Below are 25,652 nucleotides of genomic sequence, written 5' to 3'. Positions count from 1 at the left end.
CGGGCGACACCTCTCAACCGTGGAGCTTACCATTGAAAGCGCATGCCATTGAATTCAAGGATGTCTGGAAGGTCTTTGGGACGAGTCCGAGGCTCGACCTTGCGCGTATCCAACGCGATGATCTTTCCAAAGAAGCCCTCCTCGAGAAGCATGGGTGCGTAGCGGCGGTCGCCGGTGTCTCCTTCAAGGTGGAGGCAGGAGAGATCTTCTGTGTCATGGGACTGTCGGGAAGCGGAAAGTCAACGCTGGTCCGGCATGTGAACCGTTTGATCAAACCCAGTTCCGGCCAGATCATTGTTGGTGGCGAAGACATCAATCTAAAGTCTGAAAATGAGATGCGCGAGCTCCGTGCCCGGTCAATGGGGATGGTTTTCCAGAATGTAGCGCTCCTCCCCCATCGAACGGTCCGCGACAATGTGGCTCTGAGTCTGGAGCTACGAAAAGCAAGTGTCCGACAACGCAATGAGGTTGCGGAGGAAAAGCTGGAGCTCGTCCAACTCGCGGGCTGGGGTGACCGTTACCCTGATCAACTTTCTGGCGGAATGAAGCAGAGAGTCGGGCTTGCCCGAGCCTTGGCGGCCGATCCCGCCATTCTGTTGATGGATGAGCCATTTTCGGCGCTGGATCCGCTTATACGACGTGAATTACAGGACGAGTTCAAAAAGCTTTCGACGAAGTTGGGTAAAACCACGCTTTTCATAACCCACGACTTGGATGAAGCAGTTCGGCTGGGACACCATATTGGTGTCATGAAAGACGGAAAAATGCTTCAAATCGGTTCGGCGGATGACATTCTCGGAAATCCGAAAGACCCCTATGTTGAAAAATTTGTCCAGGGAAGCAGCCGATTGAAGCTTCTAAAAGCCGAGTCGGTGATGTTGCCGCTAGCCGAATTTGCGAGTGCCGGAGAGGGCTTGGCGTCGCCAGACGCCCCGCGTCTCAGCCTTGACGCTCCGATCAAGGAAATGCTCGACTTGTCACATCGCCACGGAAATATGCCGCTAGTGGTTGTCGATGGTAACGGAGTGGATGTGGGTATCGTGACTGCATCACTACTCCTACGCGGCGTGCATGATCGACTTTAACTATCTTACCGTGGACAATACTCTAGATATCTCTGACTGTCATGGAAGAGATTACATTGTATAAGCCTTTGCGCGCTGGCAACGGCCAGAACAGTTAAACACAAGACTCCCTGAATTGGTTGGTCGAAACAATGAAGAACTCTGGGAAGAAAACCGTGGTCGTAACCGGAGCTGCTGGCGGAATGGGCCAGGCAATCTGTAGGAAGTTCACGGCTAACGGATATTTTGTAGTCGCGGGTGATGCCAACCAGGAGCGTTTGGTTGCCACAACTGACGAACTCAACCGAATCGACCAAACTGCTCTACCCAAGCATGGCGACCTGAGAAGCAAAGCATATTGCGAAGACCTCATCGATACGGCCATCAGCGTTACCGGCCGCCTGGACGCCCTTGTCAACAATGCCGGCATTATCACGCGCGGCACAATCCTAGAAACAAGTGACGAGGACTGGGAAAGAACTTTCGATATTAATCTAAAAGCGACATTTTACACCTGCCGACGGGCCGTGGCCTTCATGAAGGACCATGGCGGCGGTTCGATCGTGAATATCTCCTCGACCTGGGGTATTTATCCAGGGCCGACCCACGCAGCTTACTGCGCGAGCAAGGCAGCCGTAGCGACGTTTTCCAGATGTCTCGGCCGTGATCATGCAGGGGATGGGATTAGGATCAATGCCGTCTGCCCCGGCGAGATAGACACACCCATGCTTCGCTCAGGCTTTGTCCATCGCGGGTTCGATCCCGACACAGCGGTTGCCGAGCTCAGCAAGTCAAATCCGCTTGGCCGGCTCGGTGCACCGGAAGATATTGCTGATGCGGTGTATTTTCTGAGCTCTGACGCCGCTCGCTTCATCGCGGGGACCGCACTTGAAGTCGCGGGAGCCAAGGCGGTTTATTGAGCCAAGGCGGTCTATCTTCTAGTGTGGCCCCTGCCCGCCTAACCTCCCGACAGTCTGACTTTTGAGGGGCTCCGCGAGGTCAAAGGTAGCATGTTGTTCTGAGGATCCATTCGGCTTGTCAAAGCGAAGGAAATGGGCGGCAAAATGTCGTGAACGGCCGGAGCCAACTTCGGGAGCCGCACGTCCTCGCTTCGGTAGGCATTCAGGACCGGCTCTGTGCCGGCTCGCGTTGGGGTCATAACCTCAGTTCATGAGTTACATTCCCTTTTTTTGTTAGTTCTGGCGTTTGTATTGGCTTATATTCTCGACTTGAATTAGGATCGAAGAAATGCCTGCCAGATCTGGAGGCCGAGACGCTCGGCAGAAGTTGCGTTCCGACAGGACAGTAGCGTTTTTGCCTAGTCTGGAACGCGGGCTGCCCTATATGGATTTGCTGAGCCGGGATAACTTGCTTAGGCTTCACGACATTTCGATGCAAATACTTGAAGAGATTGGCATCGAATTTCGTGACGACGAGGCCATCGAACTTTGGCGCGCAGCGGGTGCCGACGTAACCGGCCAGCGCGTCAGGATCGACAGAAACCAGCTGCTGGAACTGGTGGCAAAGGCTCCTGAATACATAACGGTCCATGCTCGCAATCCCGACAGGACAGTCACGCTCGGCGGTCGAAAGACTGTCTTTACCCCAGCATACGGTTCGCCAAATGTCCTTGACCTTGAAGGCCGGCGGCGAAACGCAACCATTGAGGATTTCGTCAATTTCGCGAAACTCGCCTACCAAGCTCCCGCTATGCATATGACGGGAGGAGTTCTTTGCGAGCCGATGGATATAGCCGTCCCGAAGCGCCACCTGCACATGAACTACAGTTTGATACGATACTCGGACAAGCCATTTATGGGAGCCGTGACCTCGCGTGAGCGGGCAGAAGACACGGTTGCTATGGCCAAGATTGTCTTCGGCGAAGAATTTGTTCAGAACAACACAGTGATGGTGTCGCTTGCCAACTGCAATTCGCCTCTCGTTTGGGACGCCACTATGCTCGATGCTGTCAAGGTTTACTCGGCAAACAATCAGGCGATGATCTTTGCCCCGTTTGTTCTTGGCGGAGCCAGCACTCCGGCCAGCACTGTGGCTGCGGTCGCGCAGCTTAATGCCGAAGCACTTGCTGGCGTTGCCTTTGCGCAGCTGGTCCGGCCGGGTGCGCCTTGCATTTATGGGCAATGGTTGGCGACCGTTTCAATGAAGACCGGTGCGCCAATGGCAGGAACACCCGAGATTTGCCATATGAATATGTTGGTGGGTCAACTGGCCAGACACTACAAACTGCCTTGGCGCTGCAGTGGCAGCAACACAAGTTCAAAGCTCGTTGATGCCCAGGCAGGCTATGAGGCGGCCCGCAATATGTACGGCGCGCTTATCGCCGGTGCGAACTTCGTTCTCTCGTCGACGGGGTATCTCGAAGCAGCTCTGACCCAGAGCTATAGCAAGTTCATGCTCGATGCAGAGCAGATGTTGATGTTCTATAAGCTCGGGCAAGGCATAATGATGAGCGAGATGGATGAAACGCTCGATGCGATCCGCCAAAGTGAGCCAGGCAGTCACTATCTTGGTACCGAACATACACTGAAGAATTTCGAGAAGGCCTTTTTCACACCTGACCTGATGAACCACGACAGCTTCGAGCAATGGTCATTCGCCGGCGCCAAGGATGCCAACACTCGGGGACGCGATGCAGCTGTGCAGGCCCTGCAGGATTATCAAGCACCGCAGATCGACGAAGCAGTCGACGAAGCGCTCCTCGACTTCATGAAACGTAGGGAACTTGATATCGGTGAGGCTGTCCTCTAGCGGCAAGATAATACGAGACGGTGTGACGAGCAGCGTCGACACAGCCAGCCACGAAACCGAGCTATGGACGAACTGTCGCCAAATCGTGTCGAACCAAGGCCGAATTCGGCATCGCGCGCGCGCCCACGAGAGCCGAAATCAAGCCAAAGCCTTCTGCCGGTTCGAGAACGCCTCGATCAGCCCTTTGTGAAACGCATGGAAGGATCGTGATGAACGTACGCCCCGATATCAGCACCATCAAGTCGGTGACCATGCCGGAGAATGTTCCACAGGCGGGCCGGCCAATCGAGTTGGTGGTTCTGGTGTTGCCAGGATTCTCGCACCTGGCGCTTCACGCCTTCATTGAACCATTTCGCATCGCCAATACGGTATCGAAGCTCGCGCTGTTCCGGTGGCAGATCGCGGGACTTGACGAACGATCTGTTGAGGGTGCTAGCGGCCTTTCAGTTGCCGTTGACGTGACGATAGACGAAATGAATGCCTGTTTAGGCGCCCGTAGGCCACAGCATGTCGCGGTTATCGCGGGTGAGCCGGTGGGGCGGCGCCTGACGCCACAGCTCAATAATTTCTTGCGAACGATCGCACGCTACGGGGTTGGGGTATCCGCAGTTGGAACAGCTACATGGTTGCTCGCGCAGACCGGATTGTTGGAAGGAACACGCTGCACGATCCACTGGTCGCGGCTGGCAGCCTTCTCAGAAGTGTTTAGGCAGCCGCATATCCGAGACGCTCTATTCGTCAAGGACGGGCAGTTTTCGACGTGCGCGGGTGAATTGGCATCGTTCGACTTGGCCGTCGATATCATCGCCAGCCATGTGGGCGGGTATACAGCACATGAGGTTTGCCGCTACGCGACTGTCGAAGGTCAGCGCTCTGGTTCGAACCGGCAGACCGGGCCGACGGGGCTCGCCTTTGGCGGTGTGAGTGATAAGCTTCAGATGGCTATGCGGATTATGGAAGAGAACGTGGAATACCCACTGACCATGAGCGAGGTTGCTCGACGGGCGGGCGTGTCGCGGCGGCAACTTGAGCGCTTGTTTGCAGCACACGTTCACATCCCGCCGGTACGCCATTATCTCCGGATCCGTGTAGATCATGCCAAGCGCCTGATCGAAGGCACAAGCATGCCCATAATCGATGTTGCGATGGCCTGCGGGTTTTTGTCCCCTTCACACTTCGCTAAGTGCTTTAGAACCTTTAACGGCCTTTCACCTCAGCAGTGTCGATTGACGACGCCGGCTTGGGTCGGGCCCGGCCTAGGCTAAATAGACCATACGAAAGCCCAAAGGATCATCGGTTCAGTCGTCGTCTACCGTTTCTTCAGGTAGGCCCGGCGAGGCCAAGAACGCCAGCCCTTCCCGCGGTCCATCCGAAGAGGGTGTGCAACGACCACCGGAGGTTCCTGCGCGTTGCGCGGAGAGGTTCGGAGAGGCCGCCCTTAATGACTAAACCGCAATCCGAGGCCTTCCCGAGGCCACCGCCACCACATGTGCCTCAATAAACATGCGCTGGGCGTCGACGGTTGAAACACGGAACTCGGTTGCGACCTCGATCTCGGCGCCGTCTGTGCCGGCGTCCCTGGCCCGCTGTGCGGCAATCGCCCGCACATCGGCCTCGGCCGTTGCGATCGCCGTCGCTTCGTCGAGAAAGTCGCGCACGGTTTCACCCGAGGCAAGCCGGAACAGCCCTTCCTTGGGTTGGCTGACCCGTGCTTCGACCGAGACCCTGACCTGTCCGACAACGGCTCCGAGCGCATTGGCAACGTCGGTATATTCGGGCACCACGCAGTCATTACCGACCAGGGCCGGCAGGCCGGCATAGTGCAGCGGCGCCGAAGCACCGAGACCGATGACGGGCCGGTCTAGCGCGACGGTCAGGTGGGCGATGCCGGCATCGCCATCGACGGCGCGCTGCACCAGCGCGTGTGCCACCGTGGCCGAGCCGTCGAGCCCGTCTTCGGCAAAGGCGGTTTCGAGAATGTATTCGGCCGACCAGCGTGTCAGCGTCACCAGCACCCGTTCCGATAGTGCTTCCGGTGAAGGAGCTATGAGCTGGCCGCGACCGTCACGCTTGCGGGAAAACAACTCGGCGCCGAGTCGGGCCGTAGCGGCGTCCCAGTTCGCCTGCTTGCCCTGAACATGGGCGGCGTCCGACGGCGTGAAGCCGGCGACATGCACCAGCCGCGCGACACCAGTCGGTCAAGTGTTGCGTTCTGTGCGTTCGAGATGAGCAGCTTGTCAAGCGGGACGGCCACGGCACCAATCGCCTCGAAGAGCCGCGCTTCCGGAGCGGTGAGGCCTGCGGCAAGCCTATCTGGGACGCCAGTGCGGAATACAAAGCGGCCGTCCATACGGCCGGGATTGGGCGCCCGTAGCTGGCGTTTCAGCTCAGACGTCACTGCCTCACCATGGGCCATGCCGGCCAGCGCCAGCGGTACCAGCCGGCGCGGGCCGATCAGGATCTGCGGGGTGAGCGCGCCGCTCTCCAACGTCACTTCGGAATCGCCGCCCAGGCCGAAGGTGCGCATGGCGACGGCCTCAACCATGGTGCGGAAGCCGCCGACGGTGGCCCCTTCCGGATCGAGCCTGGGACGGCCCCCGTCGAGCACGGCGACGTCGGTGGTGGTGCCGCCAATGTCGGAGACCACGGCATTGTCGAGCCCGGTCATGTGGCGGGCGCCGACCAGGCTGGCGGCGGGACCAGAGAGGATGGTCTCGATCGGCCGCTGGCGGGCGAAGGCCGCCGACACAAGCGCACCATCGCCGCGCACCACCATCAAGGGGGCTACGATCTTGCGCGCTTCCAAGAAGCCTTCGGTCGCCGCCACCAGCCGGTCGATCATCGAGATCAGCCTGGCGTTGAGCAGCGTCGTCAGCGCCCGGCGCGGTCCGCCGAGTTTTGCCGACAGTTCGTGGCTGGCGGTAACCGGCAGGCCAGTCTTTTCTCGGATCAGATCACGTGCCGCGAGCTCATGCGCCGGATTGCGGGTGGCGAAATAAGCGCAGACAGCAAATCCCGATACAGACGCGCCAAGTTCCGGCAAGGCTGCTTGGAGACCGGACAGGTCGAGCCTGGCCGCATTGCCGTGGACATCGTGGCCGCCCGGGCAAAACTCCACCGGGTCGGTGCCGAGTGCCGTCTTCAGTCCATCGCGGGCGAGATCGGCTTCGGTAAAGCCGATTATGACCAGCGCCACCCTGCCGCCTTGGCCCTCAACCAGCGCATTGGTGGCAAGCGTTGTCGACATCGACACCAGTTTGATCGCTGCCGGGTCGGCGCCGGCTTTTTCAAGCACCGCGTCTACGGCACCCGAAATGCCGACGGCGAGATCATGCCTAGTGGTCAGCGCCTTGGCCTGGCCAGCACTTTGCCTTTGTTCGGCCCATGCTGTGGGCCTTCAGTCTCGGACCACAGTACGGCATCCGTGTAGGTGCCGCCGGTGTCGATTCCGAGGAACAGTGGTTTCTTGTTGGGCTTGGCTCTCATCCCCGATGGCAGTTCGGCTGCTGTTCGCTTTTTCCACCCCTTGGCCGATGCAGAACTCCCTGTCCGTCTACAGGTCTGAGAAGATTGAAAAAATCGTGCGCCTCAACGGGAGATTCTTTGTCCGCAGGGGGATAGCTCTTTTCGCAACCCCTTCGACGCCGACGCACCACTATGCCTGCGCCTTCGTCAGTTTGGCCCGATACTCCTCGTCCAGGATGGCTGGCAGGGATATCTTTTTGGTTCGCGCGCCGTCGACGGAGATCATTTCCCCGCTAACGAAACTGGAATCCTCGCTAGCCAACCAGAGGACCGCATTGGCTATTTCCTTCGGAACGCCAGTCCTTCCCACAGGGTGAAGTTGTCCCAATTCCCGCTCGATTAGGCTTCGGTCCGGGTGCATCTCGACGTACGCACGATTGAGGTCGGTATCGATCCAACCGGGGCACACGGTATTGCAACGTATCCCATCCGGCCCGAGATCAACGGCCAGTCCCAGCGTAAGACCATGCACGCCGGCCTTGGTGGCGGCGTAGGCAGTATGCCAAGGATTGACCATGAAGCCCTCGACAGATCCGATGTTGACGATCGTGCCCGAGCCGGTACGCCTCATTTCCGGGACGACATATTTTGCCATCAAAAACGGGCCACGAAGATTGACCGCCATAAGCCTGTCCCAATCCTCGGCAGTCTGATCGTCGATCGACTTATGGATGACCAGACCGGCGTTGTTGACCAGGACGTCGATCTTGCCAAACCTCTCCAGGACCCCGTCAACGAAGGTGCGAATTGAGACCTCTTTTGTGACATCGAGCGCCATAAAAGTGAACGTCTCGACGCCGTCGGAATCGACGGAACGACGGTCATGGAGATCGCCTACGACAACCACGGCGCCTTCTTCAGCGAGCCTCTCAGCAATTGCTCGCCCGATGCCTTGATTGCCTCCAGTGACAATGGCAACTTTACCTTCTAGCCGATTACCCAAGACTCCCTCCTAGCCTGCGGTGACGCCGCCATCTATTGGAATTGCAACCCCAGTAATATGCCTAGCCCCCTCGCTTGCTAGAAACAGCGTCAAGCTGGCAATTTCCTTCGGAGTCGCCACGCGGCCCTGAGGTATTGAATCAACATTTCGTTGAATAATCTCGGCGGTGGTAACCGGCTTACTATGCGCCGACACAAGCATGGGCGTATCCACTGCGCCGGGGCAGACGGCATTGATGGTGATTTGCTCTTTGGCGTGGTCAAGAGCCATGGCTTGAGTCAACAAAACGACGGCGCCTTTTGACGCACAATAGGCAGCCAGCCCGGGACAGCCAAACAACCCCACATTCGAAGCTATGTTGACAATGCTGCCGCCGCCGGTGGTCCTCATAGACTTCACTGCGGCGCGGCTGAAATAGAACACACCGTTGACATTGGCGTCGAATGTCTCACGCCACTCGTCGTCCGTGGTATCGACGGCGCTTCCACGCCGGATGATCCCGGCGCTGTTGACCAAGACGTCAACCTTTCCGAACCGCGCCACAGTGGAATTCACTACATGGTCGGCAAACGCTGAGTCGGCGACATCGCCCAACTTCAATTCGGCCTCACAATTGAGCTTCTGAACCGACTCCAAGGCTCTTTGCCCCCGCTCTCGATCGCGGCCGACCAAAACGAGTGACGCCCCGATCGCGGCAAAAGCCTCTAAGACGGCCTCCCCTATCCCTGACGTCGCGCCAGTAACGATAACCACCTTTTTGGAATGCGTCATAGTTCGATTGCCCGCAAAGTGATGAGCCTTGGCGGTTTTCCCGCACCTTCTTCGGTGATCTATGCGCGCATACGGGCTGTCCGCAAGTATCCAAAAAATCATGCACCGAACAAGCTGAAGTCATGGCGCGTCGGACAGCGGTGACGGCTTCGTGCCGCCATTTGCGAGCCTTGGATACGCTCATGAGTCCTAGTTATCCGGCTGGCTACTAATACTCATTTGAAGTGAGGCGCGCCGCCGCCTATAGCTCAGGACCGTGGCATTTCGGCGAGCGGATTACGTGCGCAGCAAGGCCAAAATGTTTGAGGATTGCAGTTGGGTCATCTTGACGAAGTCACAATCGTACAAGGAATCTAAATCGCTTTGCAGAGTGGCCCATCTGAATTCCGCCCGCTCTCGGCTTTGATCTGGAGAGCGATGACGCGATGTTTGGTAACCGATTGGCAGGGTTTTGAGTGAAGGCAAGCCGCTGACTACCTGAAAGACAGTTTGCAGAGGACAACGAAGGAGAGAAGATATGCCAGTTATCCATGTCGAGACGTTCAAGTCAGATGATAATAAGAAAGAACACTTGGCCAAAGAGATTACAAAACTGTTTTGTGATAATATGAATCTAAGACCGGAACAGGTCCATGTGGTCTTTGATGAATATGAGCCAAGCAACTGGGCTACCGGCGGTAAGCTGTGGTCGAGAATGTGATGGCCTGCGCTATGACCTCCTCGGTCAGAGGTTAGTCTGTTGTCAAGCGACGGAAGTGGACATGAACGGCCACTAGGATTCAGACGGTCCGCTTCCTGAAGTCTTCAGGCCGGCCGGGATATGGCGTTTGGATGCTACACTGGGGGGTGAACTAAGCCACGCAGACTTGAGAGGAATGTCTTTCAGTTTCGTTGACGAGTCTGCGCCACTCTTGCGGAGACTACCACCCTGGAAAAGCCAGTGGGCAAGCTCAAACCATGGATTGGGTCACGGTTATTGGTTACCTCGCTACTTTGTGCTCGGTGACCGCTTTTGCCCCGCAAGCCTGGAAAATCATCAAAACCCGGGACACGAGCAGCATTTCTGCACTGATGTACGGCATCAACGTGTTGGGATTTGCCTTGTGGCTGACCTACGGAGTCCTCAAGAAAGACTGGGCGCTTATCATCACCAACGTCTTGATCCTGGCGCTTTCGGCCTTCATTCTCGCCATGATACTCCTCCCTCACGCGAAGAAAGATGCTATCGCGGATGCTCTCGACCCGGCCTCCTCAAGCGATGAGCCGTCTGTTAGGCGGGCACGTATGGCCGGTCCAGAGGCAGACGGTCGAGATGACGGGCATCGCAATCTTTGACGTGAACCGCGTCAATGGCCGACTTCTCATGCACATCTCGTCGACGATCAAGAGCGCTGGGTGGCAGAAGAAACGGATGCCTTCCGACAGGCGTCCTTTGCGTTCGGCTTTTTTGCAGCGGGGGCCTTCGCACTGAATCCATCACCAAGGCTGCTTCCGTGCCAGCTGCTGCGGACTTTCGGATATTTTCTCCCTCGCTGCGCCTAAAGAGTGGTCCTTCATCCCGTCCATCTGAAAATGCTAAGAACACATGCGGCGGACAAGCTTGAGTCATGGCGCTGAACATTGGGAACGGCCTCCCGCAGCCTTCTGCGAACCCTTGGACCTTGTCATGACCCCTGGTTATCCGGTCGGCCACTAATACTCATTTGAAGTGCGGAGCGCCGCCTCCTATAGCTGACTACCGTAGCATTCCGCGTGACTGATCAGCATAGTCGGGCATGTACGAGGGCTCATGACGAATTCCAATTCTGGTCCTGATGGGCTTGTCCTCAATGACGGCTGGAGCGACTTGCGGCAGTTTCGACCAATGCCGAATATCGATTTTAAAAGGCTCGATGGATATCGGAAAGAGCGGCTAAGAACGGCGATGCGCCAAGCTGATGTCGCATTGTGTGTGCTGGTGAGCCCCATCACCATCCGGTATGCGGTGGATTACAATGCATACCCTTTGTTTCAGTCGCATATCCCGGTCACCTATCTCTTTTTGCCACTTGATGGGCCGATCACTCTTCATCAGGGAATTGGCTCCGCGTCCTCTGCCGACCGGGCGAGGAAAGGAAGACCGATTTCGTTTTTTGAAGGCGGCAACGAACTGGGGCAGGGCGCGAGGCTTTTCGCCGACGACATCGTTGGGTTCCTAAGCGAAATCGGGACCACCAATCGAAAGGTGGCAGTGGAATATGTGAACCCGAGCATAACCCAAGCCCTCCTTCAGCGCGGTCTCGAGGTAATTGATGCGGTGGATATCGTGGAGGGCGCGCGGGTCATCAAATCGGACGACGAAATAGCGTGCATCCGCTGGGCCTGTGCTGTAGCCGAGCACGGCATTGCGCGTATGCAGGAAAGCATGGGGCCAGGCGTAACGGAAGCGCAGCTTTGGGGGCTTCTTAACTATACCAACCTCGCCAACCAGGGGGGCTGGCATGAGGGCCGAATGCTAGCTTCGGGGCCGCGCATTAATCCGTGGCTGCAGGAAGCCACTCAACGTGTCATCGAAGAGGGAGACCTCGTCGGGTTTGACACCGACATGGTAGGCCCATTTGGGTATTTCTGTGATGTTTCACGGACATTCTACTACGGGAAGGATCGGCCTAGCGCTCGCCAGCGCCAGCTTTACCGGCTCGCCTATGACGAATTGCAGACGAACATGAAGCTTATCCGTCCGGGCCTCAGCATGAAGGATCTACAGGAGTCAGCTTGGCCGGTGCCCGAAGAATTCCAAGAGCAGGCCTACCCTTGCGTCATACACGGGGTCGGTATGTGCGATGAATATCCGCAAGTGAAACCGCTATTCCGTGGTCCAATAGCGTACGACGCGACCCTCAAAGCAGGCATGGTGATATGCGTTGAAAGCTATATTGGGCCTGTCGGCGAAAGAGACGGTGTAAAGCTCGAGGAGCAGCTCCTTGTGACCGCCGACGGGCATGAACTTCTATCGACCTACCCTTTTGAGGAGCGTCTGCTGGACTAGTTTCTCGAACTACGGGCGTGCGACTAAGCGACTTAATTCAACAAGGTTTCTAGGGCTGCCTAATGATCTATGAACTAAGGCATTACATTCAGTTTGAGTGAATGAAGGAGAAGATGGCGCCAGCGGTTCCCTCGCAATAGCTTGCCGCTTTCAAGGAGACGGGAATTAAACCCACCGACTTCTGGTAAACCAGGAGAGTGAGAAAAATCCATCGTTGAAGGGCCGAATGAGGAAGCAGTAAAGGTCGTGTGCAGCGATTTGTTCAGACCCCCGGATGGACTAGTGGTATCGACCTAACATTAGAGTCCGGCTTGGGATTCACTTTGACGAAAGCGGATGCGACTCTGGCGCATGCGCACGGGAATATCCTTCATTGCGCGAATTACGCAGACGCCTCATCCGACGGTCCGCTATTAGGCCTTGATACTGGCGGTTTTCATGAGTCGCGCCGTAACTTCACTCTCGCTTTCCACGAAGCGCTACAAAACGAGGCAACTTTCGCTGCGACCGAGCACCTGGTTGGACGCCAAATACCGTTCATATTTCTCGTGGGACTGAATACATCGGATATTCCTGAGAGTTTCAGAGGTGGTTGACCGGTTTGAGAAGCCGGTTGATATCGGTCATCTAATCGAAGTGATAAAGTCGCTGGTTTCTAGGTGAAAATCAGTGTTCGACCGGAGCAGAGCCACTATGTCAGACGATTTCCCGAGACCATTCAAAGACCTTGAGGCAGCCGCGTTTGCTTTAGCCGCCTGTCTCCTATTCCTAACATGCCTGATGCTTTTCGGTCCGATCGTTGGCGTGATAATGGGCTAACATCTGTACGACCGAGACGGAATGAACGGCCAAGTCAAGTCGGAACCTTTGCCAAGCGGCAAGACGTGGACGGCGAGCAGCTTGAGCCGTGAGCGGAGGGGCTTCTCGACCCTTACGAGACGACGCTAAGTGGGCTCGCGCGCCAGAACCGTTTGCGCGCGCTATACCGCGTACCGGTCTCGATTTGGCCTCCAATGACTATCTAGGACTGGCAGCCTCGCCGCGCCTGACCAAAGCCGTCGCCGCGGCGCTCGCAGTCGGCACTTCGATCGGCGCGACAGGGTCTCGCCTGTTGCGCGGCATAGCCCCGGGAACGAGACCTCGAAGGCCGCGACAATGTTGTCGTGCTGCACACTTGCGGCAAGGCGCTTGGCGCCTCCGGTGCGCTGGTTTCCCAATCCGCGGCAATCAGCGACTATTCTCATAAACCGTTGCCGGCCCTTCGTCTGTGTCCACGGCCCCCTCTCCGCTCATGGCGGTGGCGGCAACCGAGGCGCTCGCCATCCCGCGTGACGAGCCCGAACCCCGCGAGCGGCTGGCAGAACTCAACTCGTCGCCTTCGCCGGCCGGGAGATCGAAGCCACGCTGCGCAATCACGCCGAGCGGCTCGCAGATCCTGCCGGTCATCGTCGGCGACAACGCTCGCGCCATGGTGCTCGCCGACGCGACGCAGGCGCGCGGCTTCGATGTGCGCGGTATCCACCCGCCGACGGTTCCCGAGGGCAGGCTCGGCTCAGGATTTCGCTGACGCTCAATGTCGAGCAGGCCGACGTCGCAGCCAGCCGAGGCGATGGCACAGGAATGGGAGCGAATGGCGGCATGAACCAAACCAAACCTTCGTCATCACCGGCACCGACGCCGGCATCGGCAAGACGGGTCTCGCGGCCGGTCTGGCCGGCATGCTCAATGGCGCCTACTGGAAACCGGTGCAGTCGGGCCTCGACGGCGAAACCGATACCCAGACGGTCGCGCGGCTCGCGGAGCTCTCCCCTGAACAGATCGTCCCGGAAGCCTGGCGACTGGGACGACCGCTATCGCCGCATCGCGCCGCCGAGCTCGATGCGTTTCAATCGATCCCGACCGCCTTGTGCGTCCGACGTGGCGATCGTCGAGGCCGCCGGCGGTCTATGGTTCCGCTCACCCGCAACATGCTGTTTATCGACGCTGGCGCGCGCCGGTCGTGCTTTGCGCGCGCACGGAGCTGGCACGATCAACCACACGCTTGGCGCTGCGCCGGCGCGATATTCCGCTTCTTGGCGTCGCATTCATCGGCGAGACCATGCCCGATATCGTGTCGAGGAGACACGCGCGGCGATCGACAAGGCCTTTATCGCACAAGCTGGATGGGCGGCACTAACAGCTCGCGAACGCAGCGACATACTCTGGCGATGGCACCACCTGATCGTCGCCCACACTGACGATCTTGCTGGGCTTCTCACCGCGGAGATGGGCAAGCCGCTAGCCGAAGCGAAGTCTGAGGTGGCGCATGCGGCCGCGTATTTGCAATGGTACGAGGCCAATCGCATCTATGGCGAGACGATCTCGGCGCCCTCTACCGACCGCCGCATGCTAATGATCAAACAGCCGACGGCGTGGTTGGTACGATCACGCCCTGGAACATTTCCGCCCCGATGGTTGCGCGCAACATTTCGCCCGCTCTCGCCGCCGGCTGTACGATCGTGCTCGAACCTGCTGAACAGACGCCGCTCGTGGCCGGTGCAATGTTTGCGCTGACCCATCTCGGGCATCCCCGAAGGCATCGTCAACCTGATCTACGCCTCAGAAGGCGACGCGGTCGGTCGCGAACTCTGCTCCAATCCCAAGGTCCGCAAGATTAGTTTCACGGGCTCCACCGAGGTCGGCCGATTGCTCATGCGCCAGTGCTTGGACCAGATCAAGAAAGTCAGTCTAGAATTGAGTGGCAATGCTCCTTCATCGGTTGGATGATGCCGGCATTGAAGCTGCAGTTGACGGTGCGATCCAGGCAAAGTTCCGCAATGCCGGCCAGACCTGCATTTCCGCGAACCGCCTTTACGTCCATTCTGGCGTTCACGATGAGTTCGTCGACAAATTCGTGGAACGGGTCCGTCAGCTTCAGGTCGGTGACGGTTTCGACCGAAGCGTCTCCGTCGGCCCGCTGATCAACGGCCACGCGCGGCCAAGATCGAATCCCACATAGCCGATGCGTTGGGGAAGGCGCTACGATCCGATGCGGCGGAGGCCGGATCGGCAGAGACGGCACTTTTTTAGCCGACGGTCCTCAGCGAGGTCTCCAGCGAAATGACAGTGTCGCAAGTAGAGACCATTGGGCCTTTAGCTCCGATCATCGGCTTCGGGGATGCCGATCAGGTCGTGGCCAATGATACGATCTACGGCCTTGTCGCCTATTTTTATGCTTCGAACCTGCAGCGTGTCTGGCGGGTAGCCGAGGCCCTGGAATATGGCAGGTGGGAATCAATACAGGACGCAGGTCATCGGAAGCCGCGCCTTTCGGTGGGATAAAACAGTCTGACATCGGGCGCGAGGGTTTACGTCATGGTCTTGAGAAGCATTGAGATGAAAGTACCTCTGCATGGGGCATCTGAGGGCGGCAAGCTGCAGTGCCCGATAGCAATCGCGCCGGCTGCCGGCTGATGATGAAGACGCTGCTAGCGCTCGCGGCCTGATGGCCAGATGGTAGCTTGCATCATCCCCCGCTCCGCAGTCAGACAGCAGTGGGGGGTTTACAAAACCTCAATGGCGGATGCGCTGCAATAACCGTTTCGTTTGAACGTGGCCCTGCCGGTGGGGAGGTGCACCAGCAGGGCGCGCCGCGCAAAGTCGCGGCCGCGTGGCGGCCGGTCAAAGGTTCAAACAACAGGACGAAGAATGCGGAGCGAAGCAACGGGATCTCCCGTCCGTCGGCTCATTACAGTATTTTGTCTGGATCTTCTCCACCCTCCGAGACCGCTTCTTCCCTCCCAGACCAACCGCTCCGCAGCACAAATTCGAGTCCATGACTGCACGGACTGCCTGAAAGGTGCGGTGTCGACCTCACCCGCCGCGCTTCAACAACATGACAGCCCTGGGCGGAACGATCTAAACCACTGGGAGACGTCCGCCGCGTCGAGACCTTCGGTCACTTTCGGCGGTTCTCATCCGCCATCGAAGATAAGAATATCAGACTAGCATGCGTGGGATTGTACGATTCCACGTCCTGGCGAAGACTTCGGTGTCATATTCGAAGGCCTTAATCTGACCGATGAATAAAAAATTTGCTTTAGTTGAGCTGAAACATAGACGAGCCTCGATGCGGCAGTCCCAATCGCCGCGTTTGTAGGCCGTTATGTATTGTGCGTCACTCTTGGCGCTAGTAGGGTCGTGATCAAGTATTGCCTTGACTTCGCTTTCTGTCGACGACAACTCGGTGTCGATAGCATCAATCCTGTATCGCCCGGTGCCATACGCGTTGCGTATTGTAAGTTTGCCCGTCGCGGCATCCCATTCAGAGTCTCTGGTTGGCTTCGGTGCTTCTTGTAAAATGGTTCGCCCCGAGGTCGGTTCTGGAACAAAGGCCGGGCCGAAAGGTTTCAATGCCCTGTCCCCCGCACTTGGCGGTCGTACCGGCAGCTCAAGCTCGGACCGGCCGACGTAAAGCGTCAGAGTCACGGGCTCTGGTGACGGCCAGTACGCTGGCCAATGTGAAGTCGCCACGGTAACACGGATGCGTTTGCCCGCTTCGAAAACATGGGCACAGTCCTGCATCGCTAAACTGATGCGATAGCGTTTGCCCGGTTCCAGAGGTTGAGGAAACTCGTCACTGTCTCGGTGGGTCAGATTCAACACGTTATAAGCGACTCGCTTTGAACGGCCATCCTGATCGACTTCATTGAGTGTAACGGCCAAGAACGCAACCGGTTTGTCGACCGCGAGATCGAGGGTGACTACTGGCCCGCCGAGAATCTCGAAACCGCCCTTAAGCGGCTCGGAATCGAATGTCAGTGAGCGAGCGTCATCAACCCTCTGATCGGTCGGGGCTTCCTCAGCACTTCTCCACCACCAACCAGGCGCCGTTATGCCAACCGTCTGCAAAGGCCTGAGAACACGGGCCGTTTCAGCACCGGCATGGTTCTCCAGCCCGTCTTTCGTGAGATAGAGTTTGCGCGGCGTGATGCGCGAGGAAGGCCAGCTACCCTCGGCCACCCACCGGCCGGGGATCTCCCACCGGCCGGAAGTCTGGTGTATACCGCGCATCGCCGGTTCTTGCTGCATCCAGACCCGGTACATCGGCTCGTCCATAATGCCGGTATCGATATCCTTCAGCCAGTGATCCCACCAGCGCAGCGACTCGGTGAGCCAGTCTATCGCCGGCCCCGGACCTGGGCCGTCGGCGTTCGGATATTGGTGTCCCCAAGGGCCGACAAGGCCCTTGCGCGGACATGTGAGGTTGGCGAGCATGCGCGGAACTGTCCGGCGATACTGATCGAACCAGCCACCAACTGCATAAACGGCGCATTCAATCGCACCATAATCTTCACTGATTGACCCTTGCTTCCAGAAAGCATCGCGGTGCTGGTGGGTAAGCCAGTCGACGGTATAAAAGTCCAGGTTATTGAGACGCTCCATCCACATGTCGCGCCAGCGGTCCCCAACGATTGCCGGATCGGGAGGACTTGCACAAGAAGCAGGATAACGGAGACCCCATGCAGTCCCGAACGTGTCCTCCATAATCATACCACCGGTGTAGGGCGTATCATCGGTATAACGGTCGTCTGTCGAGCAAACCGTGATGATCGCTTTGAGTTCAGGTGGCCGGCGAGCAGCCACCTGAAGTGCGCTGAAACCGCCCCAAGAGATCCCAAACATACCGACCTTACCCGTACACCAGGGCTGCCTGGCTAGCCACGCGATGATCTCGATGCCGTCGTCCTGCTCTTGTTTAACCCATTCGTCCATCGGCAGGCCCTCGGAATCCCCAGAACCGCGAATGTCCGGACGCACACAAGCATATCCAAATGAGGCCAAGTAGGGGTGCAAGGTTTCGTCATGAAGGCGCCTGCTGTCGCGCTTGCGGTAGGGGATATATTCCATAAGCACTGGCACCGGATCATGCTCTGCATCCTCCGGCAGCCACACGCGCGCCGCAATCTTGGTACCATCGGACATCGGAATCCAAATGTTTTCGATTTCGCGCACAGTGCGTGGACCTGTTCGCGCCTTGGCCGATGAGGTTTGGGCGCTGACCGCCGTGACGGCAGATGCGCTGGCACTGATGCTGGCAGGATGCGAGACGTTCGCGCCCTTGAGGATCGCGCGTCGAGTTACCGAGATACTATCGGTTTTCTTGTTATTGCTCATTCAACCTCCCTCCGCCCAGGCCCCACGCAATCGGGCCGGCGACGGCGATACGTTCACAACAGGCAGAACCTTTAATTCGCGGAAAGCACATCGAAACTCCGGACCAAGTTGCGTCAGCGCCCTGAGATGTTTCCAGGCCCCGAGTGCACCCTCCTTGGTGCCGCTTTCACGCTCTTCGAATACCAACCGATCCGCGTGTTGACGTCAGCATTGTTGTTTCCCGCAGCCAGCGACACGGATCAAAACTTCACCCGGCCCTTGGGTCGGAACGGGGATGTCATCACGGTACTGAAGCTTTTCAAAACCACCATGTCCTAGGAGCAGTACACCAGTCTTCACTTCTGGAATTACGGCGAGTGAGCCGATCGAGGATCTCGCGAATTCACTGTTCATCTCCGCGACTATCCTCTTCATGAAATACGTCGCTGTTGGCAGTATAGGCGAGGCTAACCCGCAGGGGTGTAACAAAACAACCGGACAAAAAGTTATGCATCGCAGGACTAATTGTTATCAGATAGAAGGCCAGTTGATATCCGCTGGGTGAAATGGGTGCTCCCTTTATGTTTCCGCAGCTGGAGTTGGTTGGACTGGATTCAAATCGGCGACCTGTGTCAGCACCCTGCGGAGATCTGGACGTCGTCTGGCGCTGTTACATTGATTGAGCAGTAAGGAGTTGGATAGCAGCGCGCCCATGACCGCGAGTGCACCGACCTACAGCGCCCAGGATCTGCCGCCAAAGCGCGATGTCGAGAAGATGCTCGATCGCGGTCCGCATACACCGCAAGGTGCTTGCGTATGATCACCGACAAATTGCGTTCTGCGTGGCTGCAAACGCCAGGTCATGCCCAACATGGAACACCGCTCGCAAAAGGCTTGAACAACCGGGCGGAAAAGTCTTACTTGATTCCGAAAACGGGAGCGAACGCGACGGGTTTCCGGTCGGTCGGCCCATTGCAGCATCTCGCGTTGATCTTGTCCGCCGTCCAAAACCTCTTCGTCCCAACCCAGACTAACCGCTCCGCAGCACAAATTCGAACCCATCGACGCCAGGCCATGGCCGCGTGGGAAGCCGTGAGTGCACGCCCTGCCTGAAAAGCACGGTGTCGCGTCACGCAGCCACACTTCAAACGACGGTACAACGCCGGTCGGTGCACTCACGGTCTTACGGTGATGGGGGCGCTGATATCTCAATTTCCTTACAGCTCAATGTGACAGCGCCCCGTCGCGCCTTGTCTGAGTGATGAACAACTGGTTTTAAGCGTGCTCTTATGAGCGCACTTAGCTACGAGTGGTTAATGGGTCAGATCACGTTGCTCACAGGCCCCGAACGTCCGCGGCGTTGGAACGAAGAGGAATGGCGTCACATTTTGGAGGAGGTGTATTCGCCGGGAACCTGCGTGACGCAGGTAGCGCAGCGGCACAAGGTTTCGAGAGCGCCTTCACATGGCTCCGCACTATCACGTGAGCGTACAGAGCCACCATCATCCGATAACATTTAGTCCTGCGGTACATAACTTTTTGTTCCGTTGTTTTGTTGCCCCCCCGCCGCTAGCGTTCCTTGGTATAAAAACGCCTGGCGAATACCATGGGACGGGATTACGTCCACGTTACGAGATTTAATCTTCGAAACCAGGTGATCTCAATACACCAGCTCAATTTGACGTAAGCCTTCCCTGTGACTGAAGATCGACTTAACAAAATAAAGAGTGGGAGCAGATGATGAAATACACCATTGGCAATGTGAACCGTCGGTCCTTTCTCAAGACCGGCGCGGTGGTTAGCGGGGGGATCGTCGCTGGCGGCATGCCGCTGTCGCAAGTTATCTGGGCGGCCGAAGGCAAAGTGCTCTCTTCACGTGCCGATGCCGAGCCAAACACGCTTGATCCTGCATATTATACGTCGCAAGTCGAAGTTGATGTGATGAACTGCATCTATTCAAAGCTCACCCAATACAAGACGGGTTCGGAATGGGGTTGGGATCTAGACTCGGCGGAAAACATCGAACAGGTTGACCCGACGCATATCCGGTTTCGCCTCAGGAAGGGCATCAAATTTACTGGTGGTCACGGCGAGTTGACCGCCAAGGATGTTAAATTCTCGTTCGAGCGTATTGTCAAAGACAACACGCCGGTCAAGGTAGAATGGGGGCCGCTTGACCGTGTAGAAATCGAAGATGATTATACAGGGGTAATGATTTTTAAAACACCGTACGTGCCAGTCTGGAGCTGTTCATTTCCTCATGGTGTTGGTCAGATCGTTTCCGAGGATGCAGTCATGAAGGCCGCAAAGGGTGGTGGCAATTTCGGCACTATCCCGCCCGCCTGTTCCGGCCCGTATGTCCTCACTGAGTGGAAGAAAAATCAGTACCTCCTTTTGAGCCGAAATCCGGACTGGGCTGGCGCAAAACCCGGCTTTGACGAAATCCGCATTTTGACTGTCACTGATGATAAGGCTGCTGAACGCGCCTACCAGGCGAGCGATATTGACTACACCGCGATCAGTCTCGACTCGCTGGCCACTTTGAAGGCTGCGCCGCCCGTAGATACAAAAATAGAGAAATTTCCCTCGCTTAATTATGTCTGGATTGGGATGAATATAGATCACCCGAAGCTGAAGGACATCAATGTCCGTAAAGCGATTCAATGGGCGATCAACGTGCCGCAGATTTTGGATGCTGCCTACTCAGGCCAAGCACAGGTGGCTACGGGGACGATTGCTACAGGCATGATCGGTCATCGAGAAAAGGCGCTCATCCCCCCAGAAGGAGACCTCGCGAAAGCCAAAGAGTTTCTTGAAAAGGCCGGCGTGACAGAGTTGGCCTTAACCCTCAACTGCCTGAACGACAGCACCGACTCGACAATTGCCCAGGTGGTGCAAGCGCAATTGTCGCAAATTGGCGTCACGGTTGCGGTGAACGCACAAGATCCCGGCTCGTTTTGGTCGACTGGCATGGTATCCGAGGGTGATCGGTGGAAGGACCTGCAGCTCAACCTGATGCACTTCTCCTCCGCCCCGGATCCCCATCTTTCAACAACTTATTTCGTACGGGAACAGGTTGGTGTGTGGAACTGGGAGCGCTTCAGCAGCGAGCGGTTCGATGAGCTGAGTGCGAAGGCGGTAACAATCAGCGACCCAACGGAACGTGCCAAGCTCTATTACGAAATGCAGGACTTAATGGAGGAATCCGGCGCGTATCGTTTTCTTACGAATGAGGCCAGGCCGCTCATCTACCGGACCACCAAAGTTAAGCCTGGGACGCGCCCGGATGGGCTACCCCTCTACGTCCATTTTGAGCCAGTTTCTGCATAACAATCTGGCCGGACTGGTATGGGATTCTATCTGCTAAAACGTATTGTCCTCGCGATCGCAATCATTGTGATCGCGGTGACGCTTTTGTTTCTGATGATCAGAGCAGTGCCCGGTGATCCTGCCGCGATTATGCTCGGGCCTCGCGCGACGCAAGAGATGAAGGCGCTGCTGCATCAGCAGATGGGGCTTGACAAGCCGTTCATCGTGCAGATCGTCACATTCTTTAGTGGACTGCTCCATGGCGATCTCGGTTTTGACGTGTTCAGCCAGAGGCCTGTTGCCGACATTGTCTTCGAGCAACTGCCCTATACGATCGAACTGATTCTGGTCTCGATCTTATGGGCGGTCGTAGTAGCCGTGCCGCTCGGCTGCTACTCCGCGGTGCGGCGAAACTCCTTCGTCGACCAAGTGGCGGGGGTCCTGACAGTCGCCACAATCGCAATTCCTTCCTTCGTCGTGGCGGTCTACGCGCTGCTAATTTTTGCGGTGACCTTGCACTGGTTGCCGGCGATCGGAGCAGGTGACGGTTTCCGAGATGGACTTGTCCATCTCATCCTCCCAGCCTTTGCCATAGGCATTGGCTGGGTCGGCTACATTTCCCGACTGCTACGTGCATCCATGCTTGAAATCCTGGGAGAAAACCACGTGCGCATGGCGCGCTCTTTCGGGATCTCGGAATGGCGCATCGTGGCGCGCTATGTCCTGCCGCTCGCGATCCTGCCCACCGTGACCATACTCGGCGTAGGCATCGCCTGGCTTCTTTCGTCCGCGGTCTTTATCGAAGTGGTCTTTGCGAGACCTGGCATCGGTGCGTTGATCGTGAATGCGGTCAATACGCGCAACTATCCCATTGTGATGGGCGTCGTCCTCGTCAGCACCTTCCTTATCGTTGCCGCCACGACGTTCTCCGATGTGGTCAACGCATTCCTCGATCCGCAAATTCGGGAAAAGTTCTGACATGGCAAGGGTTGAAGCCATCCCTCGAGTAGCCAACGATGCCATCGATACCGGCGTCTTTCGCACCTTCCTGCGGCAATTACGAAAGAACCGTCTAGGCGTGCTTGGAGCCGTGCTCGTCGTGCTAGTGTTCGCGAGCGCGATCTTCGCTCCGCTGATTATCACGCACGATCCGATCCGGATCATGGTCGGGCCGCGTCTTGCCGCACCTTCTCTGGATTTTCTGCTGGGTACGGACCAACTGGGCCGCGATACGTTTTCTCGCACCATCATGGGTGGCCGCATCCCGCTCCTCGTTGCTTTCGCCTCTCTCGGCAGTTCACTGGCCGTCGGCCTGGTCCTTGGTTTGATCGCGGGCTTCGGTCCACGCTGGCTCGACAATCTGCTCCTGCTTTTCTTCGATACCATCCGTTCTTTTCCAAGTATCATTTTTGCACTGGCCATGATCGCACTTCTGGGACCAAGCCTGGCGAGTGTCATTCTAGTCATCGCAGTAACGTCCATGCCCATTTACGCGCGTGTCGTGCGCACCCAGACAGAAGCGCTGCGCAGCAGTGAGTACATAGCCGCAGAGCGTAGTATGGGCGCAGGCACGACGCGCATTCTCGCGGTGCACGTATTGCCTAATGTCCTAGGCCCGCTTCTTATTCTGGTGAGCATGGACGTGCCTGCTGTGATTGCGGTTGAGGCAGGCCTGAGCTTTCTCGGCATGGGCGTGCGACCACCGACGCCTGATTGGGGAGCGATCCTCAATGATGGCTATAGCTACATCAATCAGACTCCCTGGCTCGTCATCGCCGGCGGCATTCCCATCGTTCTCGCAACGCTCGGCTTCACATTTTTGGGTGAGGCGCTGCGCGACATATTCGATCCAAAATTGCGGAAAGACTTATGAGACGCGAGGATCTGACACAGCATACGTCCGCCCGGCGGCCGCTTCTTGAGATGCGTGACCTAAATCTTGATTTCGGCACACCGCGTGGGCGCGTCCATGCGCTGCGGAACGTTTCGCTCGACGTCCCGGCCGCACAGGTGATCGGCATAGTCGGCGAAAGCGGATCCGGGAAGTCGACGCTCGCATATACGGTGATGGGCCTGCTCCCCGAAAACGCGGATGTCACAGCCGGCAGCATCCTGTTCGAAGGTAAAGACCTGCTCAAAATGCCCGGTCCAGCGCGTCGGAACCTGCTCGGCGATCGTCTCTCCATGATCCTTCAGGATCCGATGACCGCACTCAATCCGGTGCGGACTATCGAGAGCCAGATGATCGATATCCAGCACCACGAACAGGGAAGCTGGAGCGAGAAGCGCGCTCGTGCCCTCGAGATGCTTCACCGGGTCGGAATTCCCGATCCCCAAAGCCGTATCGGCGCCTATCCGCATCACTTCTCTGGCGGCATGCGTCAGCGCGTTTGCATTGCCATGGCGCTGCTTGTGAAACCAGCGCTGCTCGTCGCCGACGAACCCACCACCGCGCTTGATGCAACGCTGGAAGTGCAGATCATTCATTTGCTCAAGGATCTGCAAAAGGAGATCGGTTGCTCGATTCTCTTCGTCTCCCACCACCTTGGCGCGGTGGCTGAGTTGTGCGACCGAGTTGCGGTCATGTACGCGGGCGAAGTGGTAGAGCAGGGGACCGTGCGGGACATCTTCCACAATCCTGCTCACCCCTACACGCGCGCGCTGCTTGAGTGTGACCCGGGGCGGATCAGAAGGAAGACACGCAGTTTGCCGACCATACCCGGCGACGTACCCAGCCTTCTCGGCAGCAAGGTAGGATGCATCTTTCGCTCTCGCTGCCGGCAAGCGTTCGATCGCTGTGCGCAAGAGAACCCGGTCGAGTACCGCATCGGCGTGGACCAAGTCGCCCGATGCCATCTCCTCGACAAAGAGCGGTTGGTTTTGGCATGAGCGCGCTGCTTCGGGTTCAGGACCTGCGCGTCCGTTTCCGCACCATGGGGCCGCTGAAGGCGCTCGCAACCGGGACGAAAGCCCCTTTCATCGACGCAGTATGCGGTGTGTCCTTTGAAATCCGCAAAGGCGAGACACTCGCCCTTGTCGGTGAAAGCGGCTCGGGCAAATCCACCATCGCGCGTACGCTCATCGGCTTGCAGCGGGCTGTCAGCGGCAGCATCAGCTTCGACGGACAGGAAATTGAGCATCTCAGCGGGGCCGAACGCAAGCCCTATTTGCGGCGCATGGCGATGATGTTCCAGGATCCGGTCGGCTCACTCTCGCCGAGACTGACGGTTCGATCGCTCCTGTCAGAGCCTTTTCGTATCCATGGACTAGAGGATCGCTATGCCGGTGGCGAAGAGGAGCGCCTGCTGCGCATGGTCGGCTTGCCGGGTGATTTTGCTTGCCGCTATCCGCATCAGCTTTCCGGTGGTCAGGCCAGGCGCGTTGGCATCGCACGTGCTCTTGCGCTGAATCCGGAGTTGATTATTGCCGATGAACCGACTGCAGGCCTCGACGTCTCGGTGCAGGGCGAGGTGCTCAATCTTCTCGCGCGGCTTCAGGACCAACTCGGCATGGCGATCCTGATTATCACGCATAATCTTAACGTGGTGCGCCACATGACCGATCGCATGGCGATCATGTATCTCGGCCGCTTTGTTGAGGTCGGCTCGAGCGAGGGTATCTTTGAGCACCCGCGCCATCCCTACACCGAGGCACTGCTTGCGGCCAATCCCGAGCCTGACCCGGATGCGGTGCTCAATAGGATCGAGCTCAAGGGTGAGGTGCCTAGCCTGATGAGGCGACCCTCCGGCTGTGAGTTCCACACCCGTTGTCGTTATGCACAGGATATCTGTAGCCGCGTCTTCCCCGAACCTACAGCAAGCCCAGATGACGGGCATCACAGCTTCAACTGCCATTTCCCGCTCAAGCGTGAAATCATCTCCAGTTTGCAGCGGTCAAACTCTCTCTCAGTCGGAACCAAATGATTATGGCTAAGAGGTTCTTGCGATGTGTAGGCAGGAACCTTGCGTTCCTGCCACTCGCAGTGGTGCGGACAGAGCAAGTTTTCGCTGCCTGAGCAGCAGGATTTACCTCTATCAGGCTTCTCTGATTGGGGTCGGTGAGGTCAAGCTTTTCCTGTCTCTTCCGGACGATGTCGCCCCGTGGGTCA

16 protein-coding genes and 5 pseudogenes are annotated in these 25,652 nt (G+C 57.5%); 16 read left to right on the top strand and 5 right to left on the bottom strand.

Features of this window, described 5'->3' with window-relative positions; translation table 11 throughout:
* The first annotated feature begins 32 nt into the window (after nucleotides 1-32).
* The 4 genes from AC3EMP_RS09420 to AC3EMP_RS09405 all read left to right on the top strand — a co-directional run bounded on the left by AC3EMP_RS09420 (nucleotide 33) and on the right by AC3EMP_RS09405 (nucleotide 5,098).
* A complete protein-coding gene (locus AC3EMP_RS09420) occupies nucleotides 33-1,085 on the top strand; it encodes a quaternary amine ABC transporter ATP-binding protein (RefSeq protein WP_352713465.1) in 1,053 nt (350 codons plus the stop codon).
* 131 nt (nucleotides 1,086-1,216) lie between these two features.
* Nucleotides 1,217-1,984, top strand: coding sequence for an SDR family NAD(P)-dependent oxidoreductase (locus AC3EMP_RS09415; protein WP_352713468.1), 768 nt, complete (start codon nucleotides 1,217-1,219; stop codon nucleotides 1,982-1,984).
* Between the two features lie 328 nt (nucleotides 1,985-2,312).
* The gene (locus AC3EMP_RS09410) at nucleotides 2,313-3,833 is read left to right on the top strand and encodes a trimethylamine methyltransferase family protein (RefSeq protein WP_352713470.1); all 1,521 of its coding nucleotides are present in this window, start codon (nucleotides 2,313-2,315) and stop codon (nucleotides 3,831-3,833) included.
* 209 nt (nucleotides 3,834-4,042) lie between these two features.
* A complete protein-coding gene (locus tag AC3EMP_RS09405; RefSeq protein ID WP_352713472.1) occupies nucleotides 4,043-5,098 on the top strand; it encodes a GlxA family transcriptional regulator in 1,056 nt (351 codons plus the stop codon).
* A gap of 180 nt (nucleotides 5,099-5,278) precedes the next feature.
* Here AC3EMP_RS09405 and AC3EMP_RS09400 read toward each other — a convergent pair.
* The 3 genes and pseudogenes from AC3EMP_RS09400 to AC3EMP_RS09390 all read right to left on the bottom strand — a co-directional run bounded on the left by AC3EMP_RS09400 (nucleotide 5,279) and on the right by AC3EMP_RS09390 (nucleotide 9,072).
* Nucleotides 5,279-7,319, bottom strand: a pseudogene (locus AC3EMP_RS09400) (hydantoinase/oxoprolinase N-terminal domain-containing protein).
* 169 nt (nucleotides 7,320-7,488) lie between these two features.
* Nucleotides 7,489-8,301: an SDR family NAD(P)-dependent oxidoreductase gene (locus AC3EMP_RS09395; RefSeq protein ID WP_352713850.1), complete on the bottom strand. Its 813-nt coding sequence runs from the start codon at nucleotides 8,299-8,301 to the stop codon at nucleotides 7,489-7,491.
* 9 nt (nucleotides 8,302-8,310) lie between these two features.
* On the bottom strand, nucleotides 8,311-9,072 hold the full coding sequence (locus AC3EMP_RS09390) for an SDR family NAD(P)-dependent oxidoreductase (RefSeq protein WP_488362095.1): 762 nt from the start codon (nucleotides 9,070-9,072) through the stop codon (nucleotides 8,311-8,313).
* A gap of 508 nt (nucleotides 9,073-9,580) precedes the next feature.
* On the opposite strand from AC3EMP_RS09390, the pseudogene AC3EMP_RS09385 reads away from it, so the two are divergent.
* The 6 genes and pseudogenes from AC3EMP_RS09385 to AC3EMP_RS09360 form a co-directional block, all read left to right on the top strand.
* A pseudogene (locus AC3EMP_RS09385) lies at nucleotides 9,581-9,772 on the top strand (tautomerase family protein); the annotation flags it as partial.
* Nucleotides 9,773-10,029: 257 nt separating this feature from the next.
* A complete protein-coding gene (locus AC3EMP_RS09380; RefSeq protein ID WP_352713730.1) occupies nucleotides 10,030-10,407 on the top strand; it encodes a SemiSWEET family sugar transporter in 378 nt (125 codons plus the stop codon).
* A gap of 454 nt (nucleotides 10,408-10,861) precedes the next feature.
* The gene (locus tag AC3EMP_RS09375) at nucleotides 10,862-12,100 is read left to right on the top strand and encodes a M24 family metallopeptidase (RefSeq protein WP_352713727.1); all 1,239 of its coding nucleotides are present in this window, start codon (nucleotides 10,862-10,864) and stop codon (nucleotides 12,098-12,100) included.
* Between the two features lie 1,142 nt (nucleotides 12,101-13,242).
* A pseudogene (locus AC3EMP_RS09370) lies at nucleotides 13,243-13,699 on the top strand (aminotransferase class I/II-fold pyridoxal phosphate-dependent enzyme); the annotation flags it as partial.
* 62 nt (nucleotides 13,700-13,761) lie between these two features.
* Nucleotides 13,762-13,941 (top strand): annotated as a pseudogene (locus AC3EMP_RS09365) (AAA family ATPase); the annotation flags it as partial.
* Between the two features lie 271 nt (nucleotides 13,942-14,212).
* A pseudogene (locus AC3EMP_RS09360) lies at nucleotides 14,213-15,530 on the top strand (NAD-dependent succinate-semialdehyde dehydrogenase); the annotation flags it as partial.
* Nucleotides 15,531-16,078: 548 nt separating this feature from the next.
* Here AC3EMP_RS09360 and AC3EMP_RS09355 read toward each other — a convergent pair.
* A complete protein-coding gene (locus tag AC3EMP_RS09355) occupies nucleotides 16,079-18,256 on the bottom strand; it encodes a CocE/NonD family hydrolase (protein ID WP_352713724.1) in 2,178 nt (725 codons plus the stop codon).
* 204 nt (nucleotides 18,257-18,460) lie between these two features.
* Nucleotides 18,461-18,649, bottom strand: coding sequence for a hypothetical protein (locus AC3EMP_RS09350; RefSeq protein WP_488362097.1), 189 nt, complete (start codon nucleotides 18,647-18,649; stop codon nucleotides 18,461-18,463).
* Between the two features lie 402 nt (nucleotides 18,650-19,051).
* Between AC3EMP_RS09350 and AC3EMP_RS09345 the strand changes: the two genes are divergently transcribed.
* The 6 genes from AC3EMP_RS09345 (at nucleotide 19,052) to AC3EMP_RS09320 (ending at nucleotide 25,467) form a co-directional block, all read left to right on the top strand.
* Nucleotides 19,052-19,348: a hypothetical protein gene (locus AC3EMP_RS09345; protein ID WP_352713721.1), complete on the top strand. Its 297-nt coding sequence runs from the start codon at nucleotides 19,052-19,054 to the stop codon at nucleotides 19,346-19,348.
* A 624-nt stretch (nucleotides 19,349-19,972) separates the two neighbouring features.
* Complete coding sequence (locus AC3EMP_RS09340; protein WP_352713719.1) at nucleotides 19,973-21,565, top strand: ABC transporter substrate-binding protein; 1,593 nt, start codon at nucleotides 19,973-19,975, stop codon at nucleotides 21,563-21,565.
* Between the two features lie 18 nt (nucleotides 21,566-21,583).
* Complete coding sequence (locus AC3EMP_RS09335) at nucleotides 21,584-22,522, top strand: ABC transporter permease (protein WP_352713716.1); 939 nt, start codon at nucleotides 21,584-21,586, stop codon at nucleotides 22,520-22,522.
* 1 nt (nucleotide 22,523) lies between these two features.
* The gene (locus tag AC3EMP_RS09330; protein ID WP_352713713.1) at nucleotides 22,524-23,417 is read left to right on the top strand and encodes an ABC transporter permease; all 894 of its coding nucleotides are present in this window, start codon (nucleotides 22,524-22,526) and stop codon (nucleotides 23,415-23,417) included.
* Complete coding sequence (locus tag AC3EMP_RS09325; protein WP_352713710.1) at nucleotides 23,414-24,433, top strand: ABC transporter ATP-binding protein; 1,020 nt, start codon at nucleotides 23,414-23,416, stop codon at nucleotides 24,431-24,433. The genes AC3EMP_RS09330 and AC3EMP_RS09325 overlap by 4 nt, the downstream gene beginning before the upstream one ends.
* Complete coding sequence (locus tag AC3EMP_RS09320; protein ID WP_352713707.1) at nucleotides 24,430-25,467, top strand: ABC transporter ATP-binding protein; 1,038 nt, start codon at nucleotides 24,430-24,432, stop codon at nucleotides 25,465-25,467. The genes AC3EMP_RS09325 and AC3EMP_RS09320 overlap by 4 nt, the downstream gene beginning before the upstream one ends.
* Nucleotides 25,468-25,652: the final 185 nt, after the last annotated feature.

The sequence above is a fragment of the Mesorhizobium sp. P160219 genome, from assembly GCF_057786095.1.
This window is presented reverse-complemented; position numbering and strand designations above follow the sequence as displayed.

Coding starts and splice junctions, on each gene's coding strand:
- AC3EMP_RS09345 (WP_352713721.1), top strand. CDS start 19,052: ATGATCACCGACAAATTGCGTTCTGCGTGGCTGCAAACGCCAGGTCAT.
- AC3EMP_RS09415 (WP_352713468.1), top strand. CDS start 1,217: ATGAAGAACTCTGGGAAGAAAACCGTGGTCGTAACCGGAGCTGCTGGC.
- AC3EMP_RS09380 (WP_352713730.1), top strand. CDS start 10,030: ATGGATTGGGTCACGGTTATTGGTTACCTCGCTACTTTGTGCTCGGTG.
- AC3EMP_RS09330 (WP_352713713.1), top strand. CDS start 22,524: ATGGCAAGGGTTGAAGCCATCCCTCGAGTAGCCAACGATGCCATCGAT.
- AC3EMP_RS09320 (WP_352713707.1), top strand. CDS start 24,430: ATGAGCGCGCTGCTTCGGGTTCAGGACCTGCGCGTCCGTTTCCGCACC.
- AC3EMP_RS09355 (WP_352713724.1), bottom strand. CDS start 18,256: ATGAGCAATAACAAGAAAACCGATAGTATCTCGGTAACTCGACGCGCG.
- AC3EMP_RS09390 (WP_488362095.1), bottom strand. CDS start 9,072: ATGACGCATTCCAAAAAGGTGGTTATCGTTACTGGCGCGACGTCAGGG.
- AC3EMP_RS09325 (WP_352713710.1), top strand. CDS start 23,414: ATGAGACGCGAGGATCTGACACAGCATACGTCCGCCCGGCGGCCGCTT.
- AC3EMP_RS09375 (WP_352713727.1), top strand. CDS start 10,862: ATGACGAATTCCAATTCTGGTCCTGATGGGCTTGTCCTCAATGACGGC.
- AC3EMP_RS09340 (WP_352713719.1), top strand. CDS start 19,973: ATGATGAAATACACCATTGGCAATGTGAACCGTCGGTCCTTTCTCAAG.
- AC3EMP_RS09405 (WP_352713472.1), top strand. CDS start 4,043: ATGAACGTACGCCCCGATATCAGCACCATCAAGTCGGTGACCATGCCG.
- AC3EMP_RS09350 (WP_488362097.1), bottom strand. CDS start 18,649: ATGAACAGTGAATTCGCGAGATCCTCGATCGGCTCACTCGCCGTAATT.
- AC3EMP_RS09335 (WP_352713716.1), top strand. CDS start 21,584: ATGGGATTCTATCTGCTAAAACGTATTGTCCTCGCGATCGCAATCATT.
- AC3EMP_RS09410 (WP_352713470.1), top strand. CDS start 2,313: ATGCCTGCCAGATCTGGAGGCCGAGACGCTCGGCAGAAGTTGCGTTCC.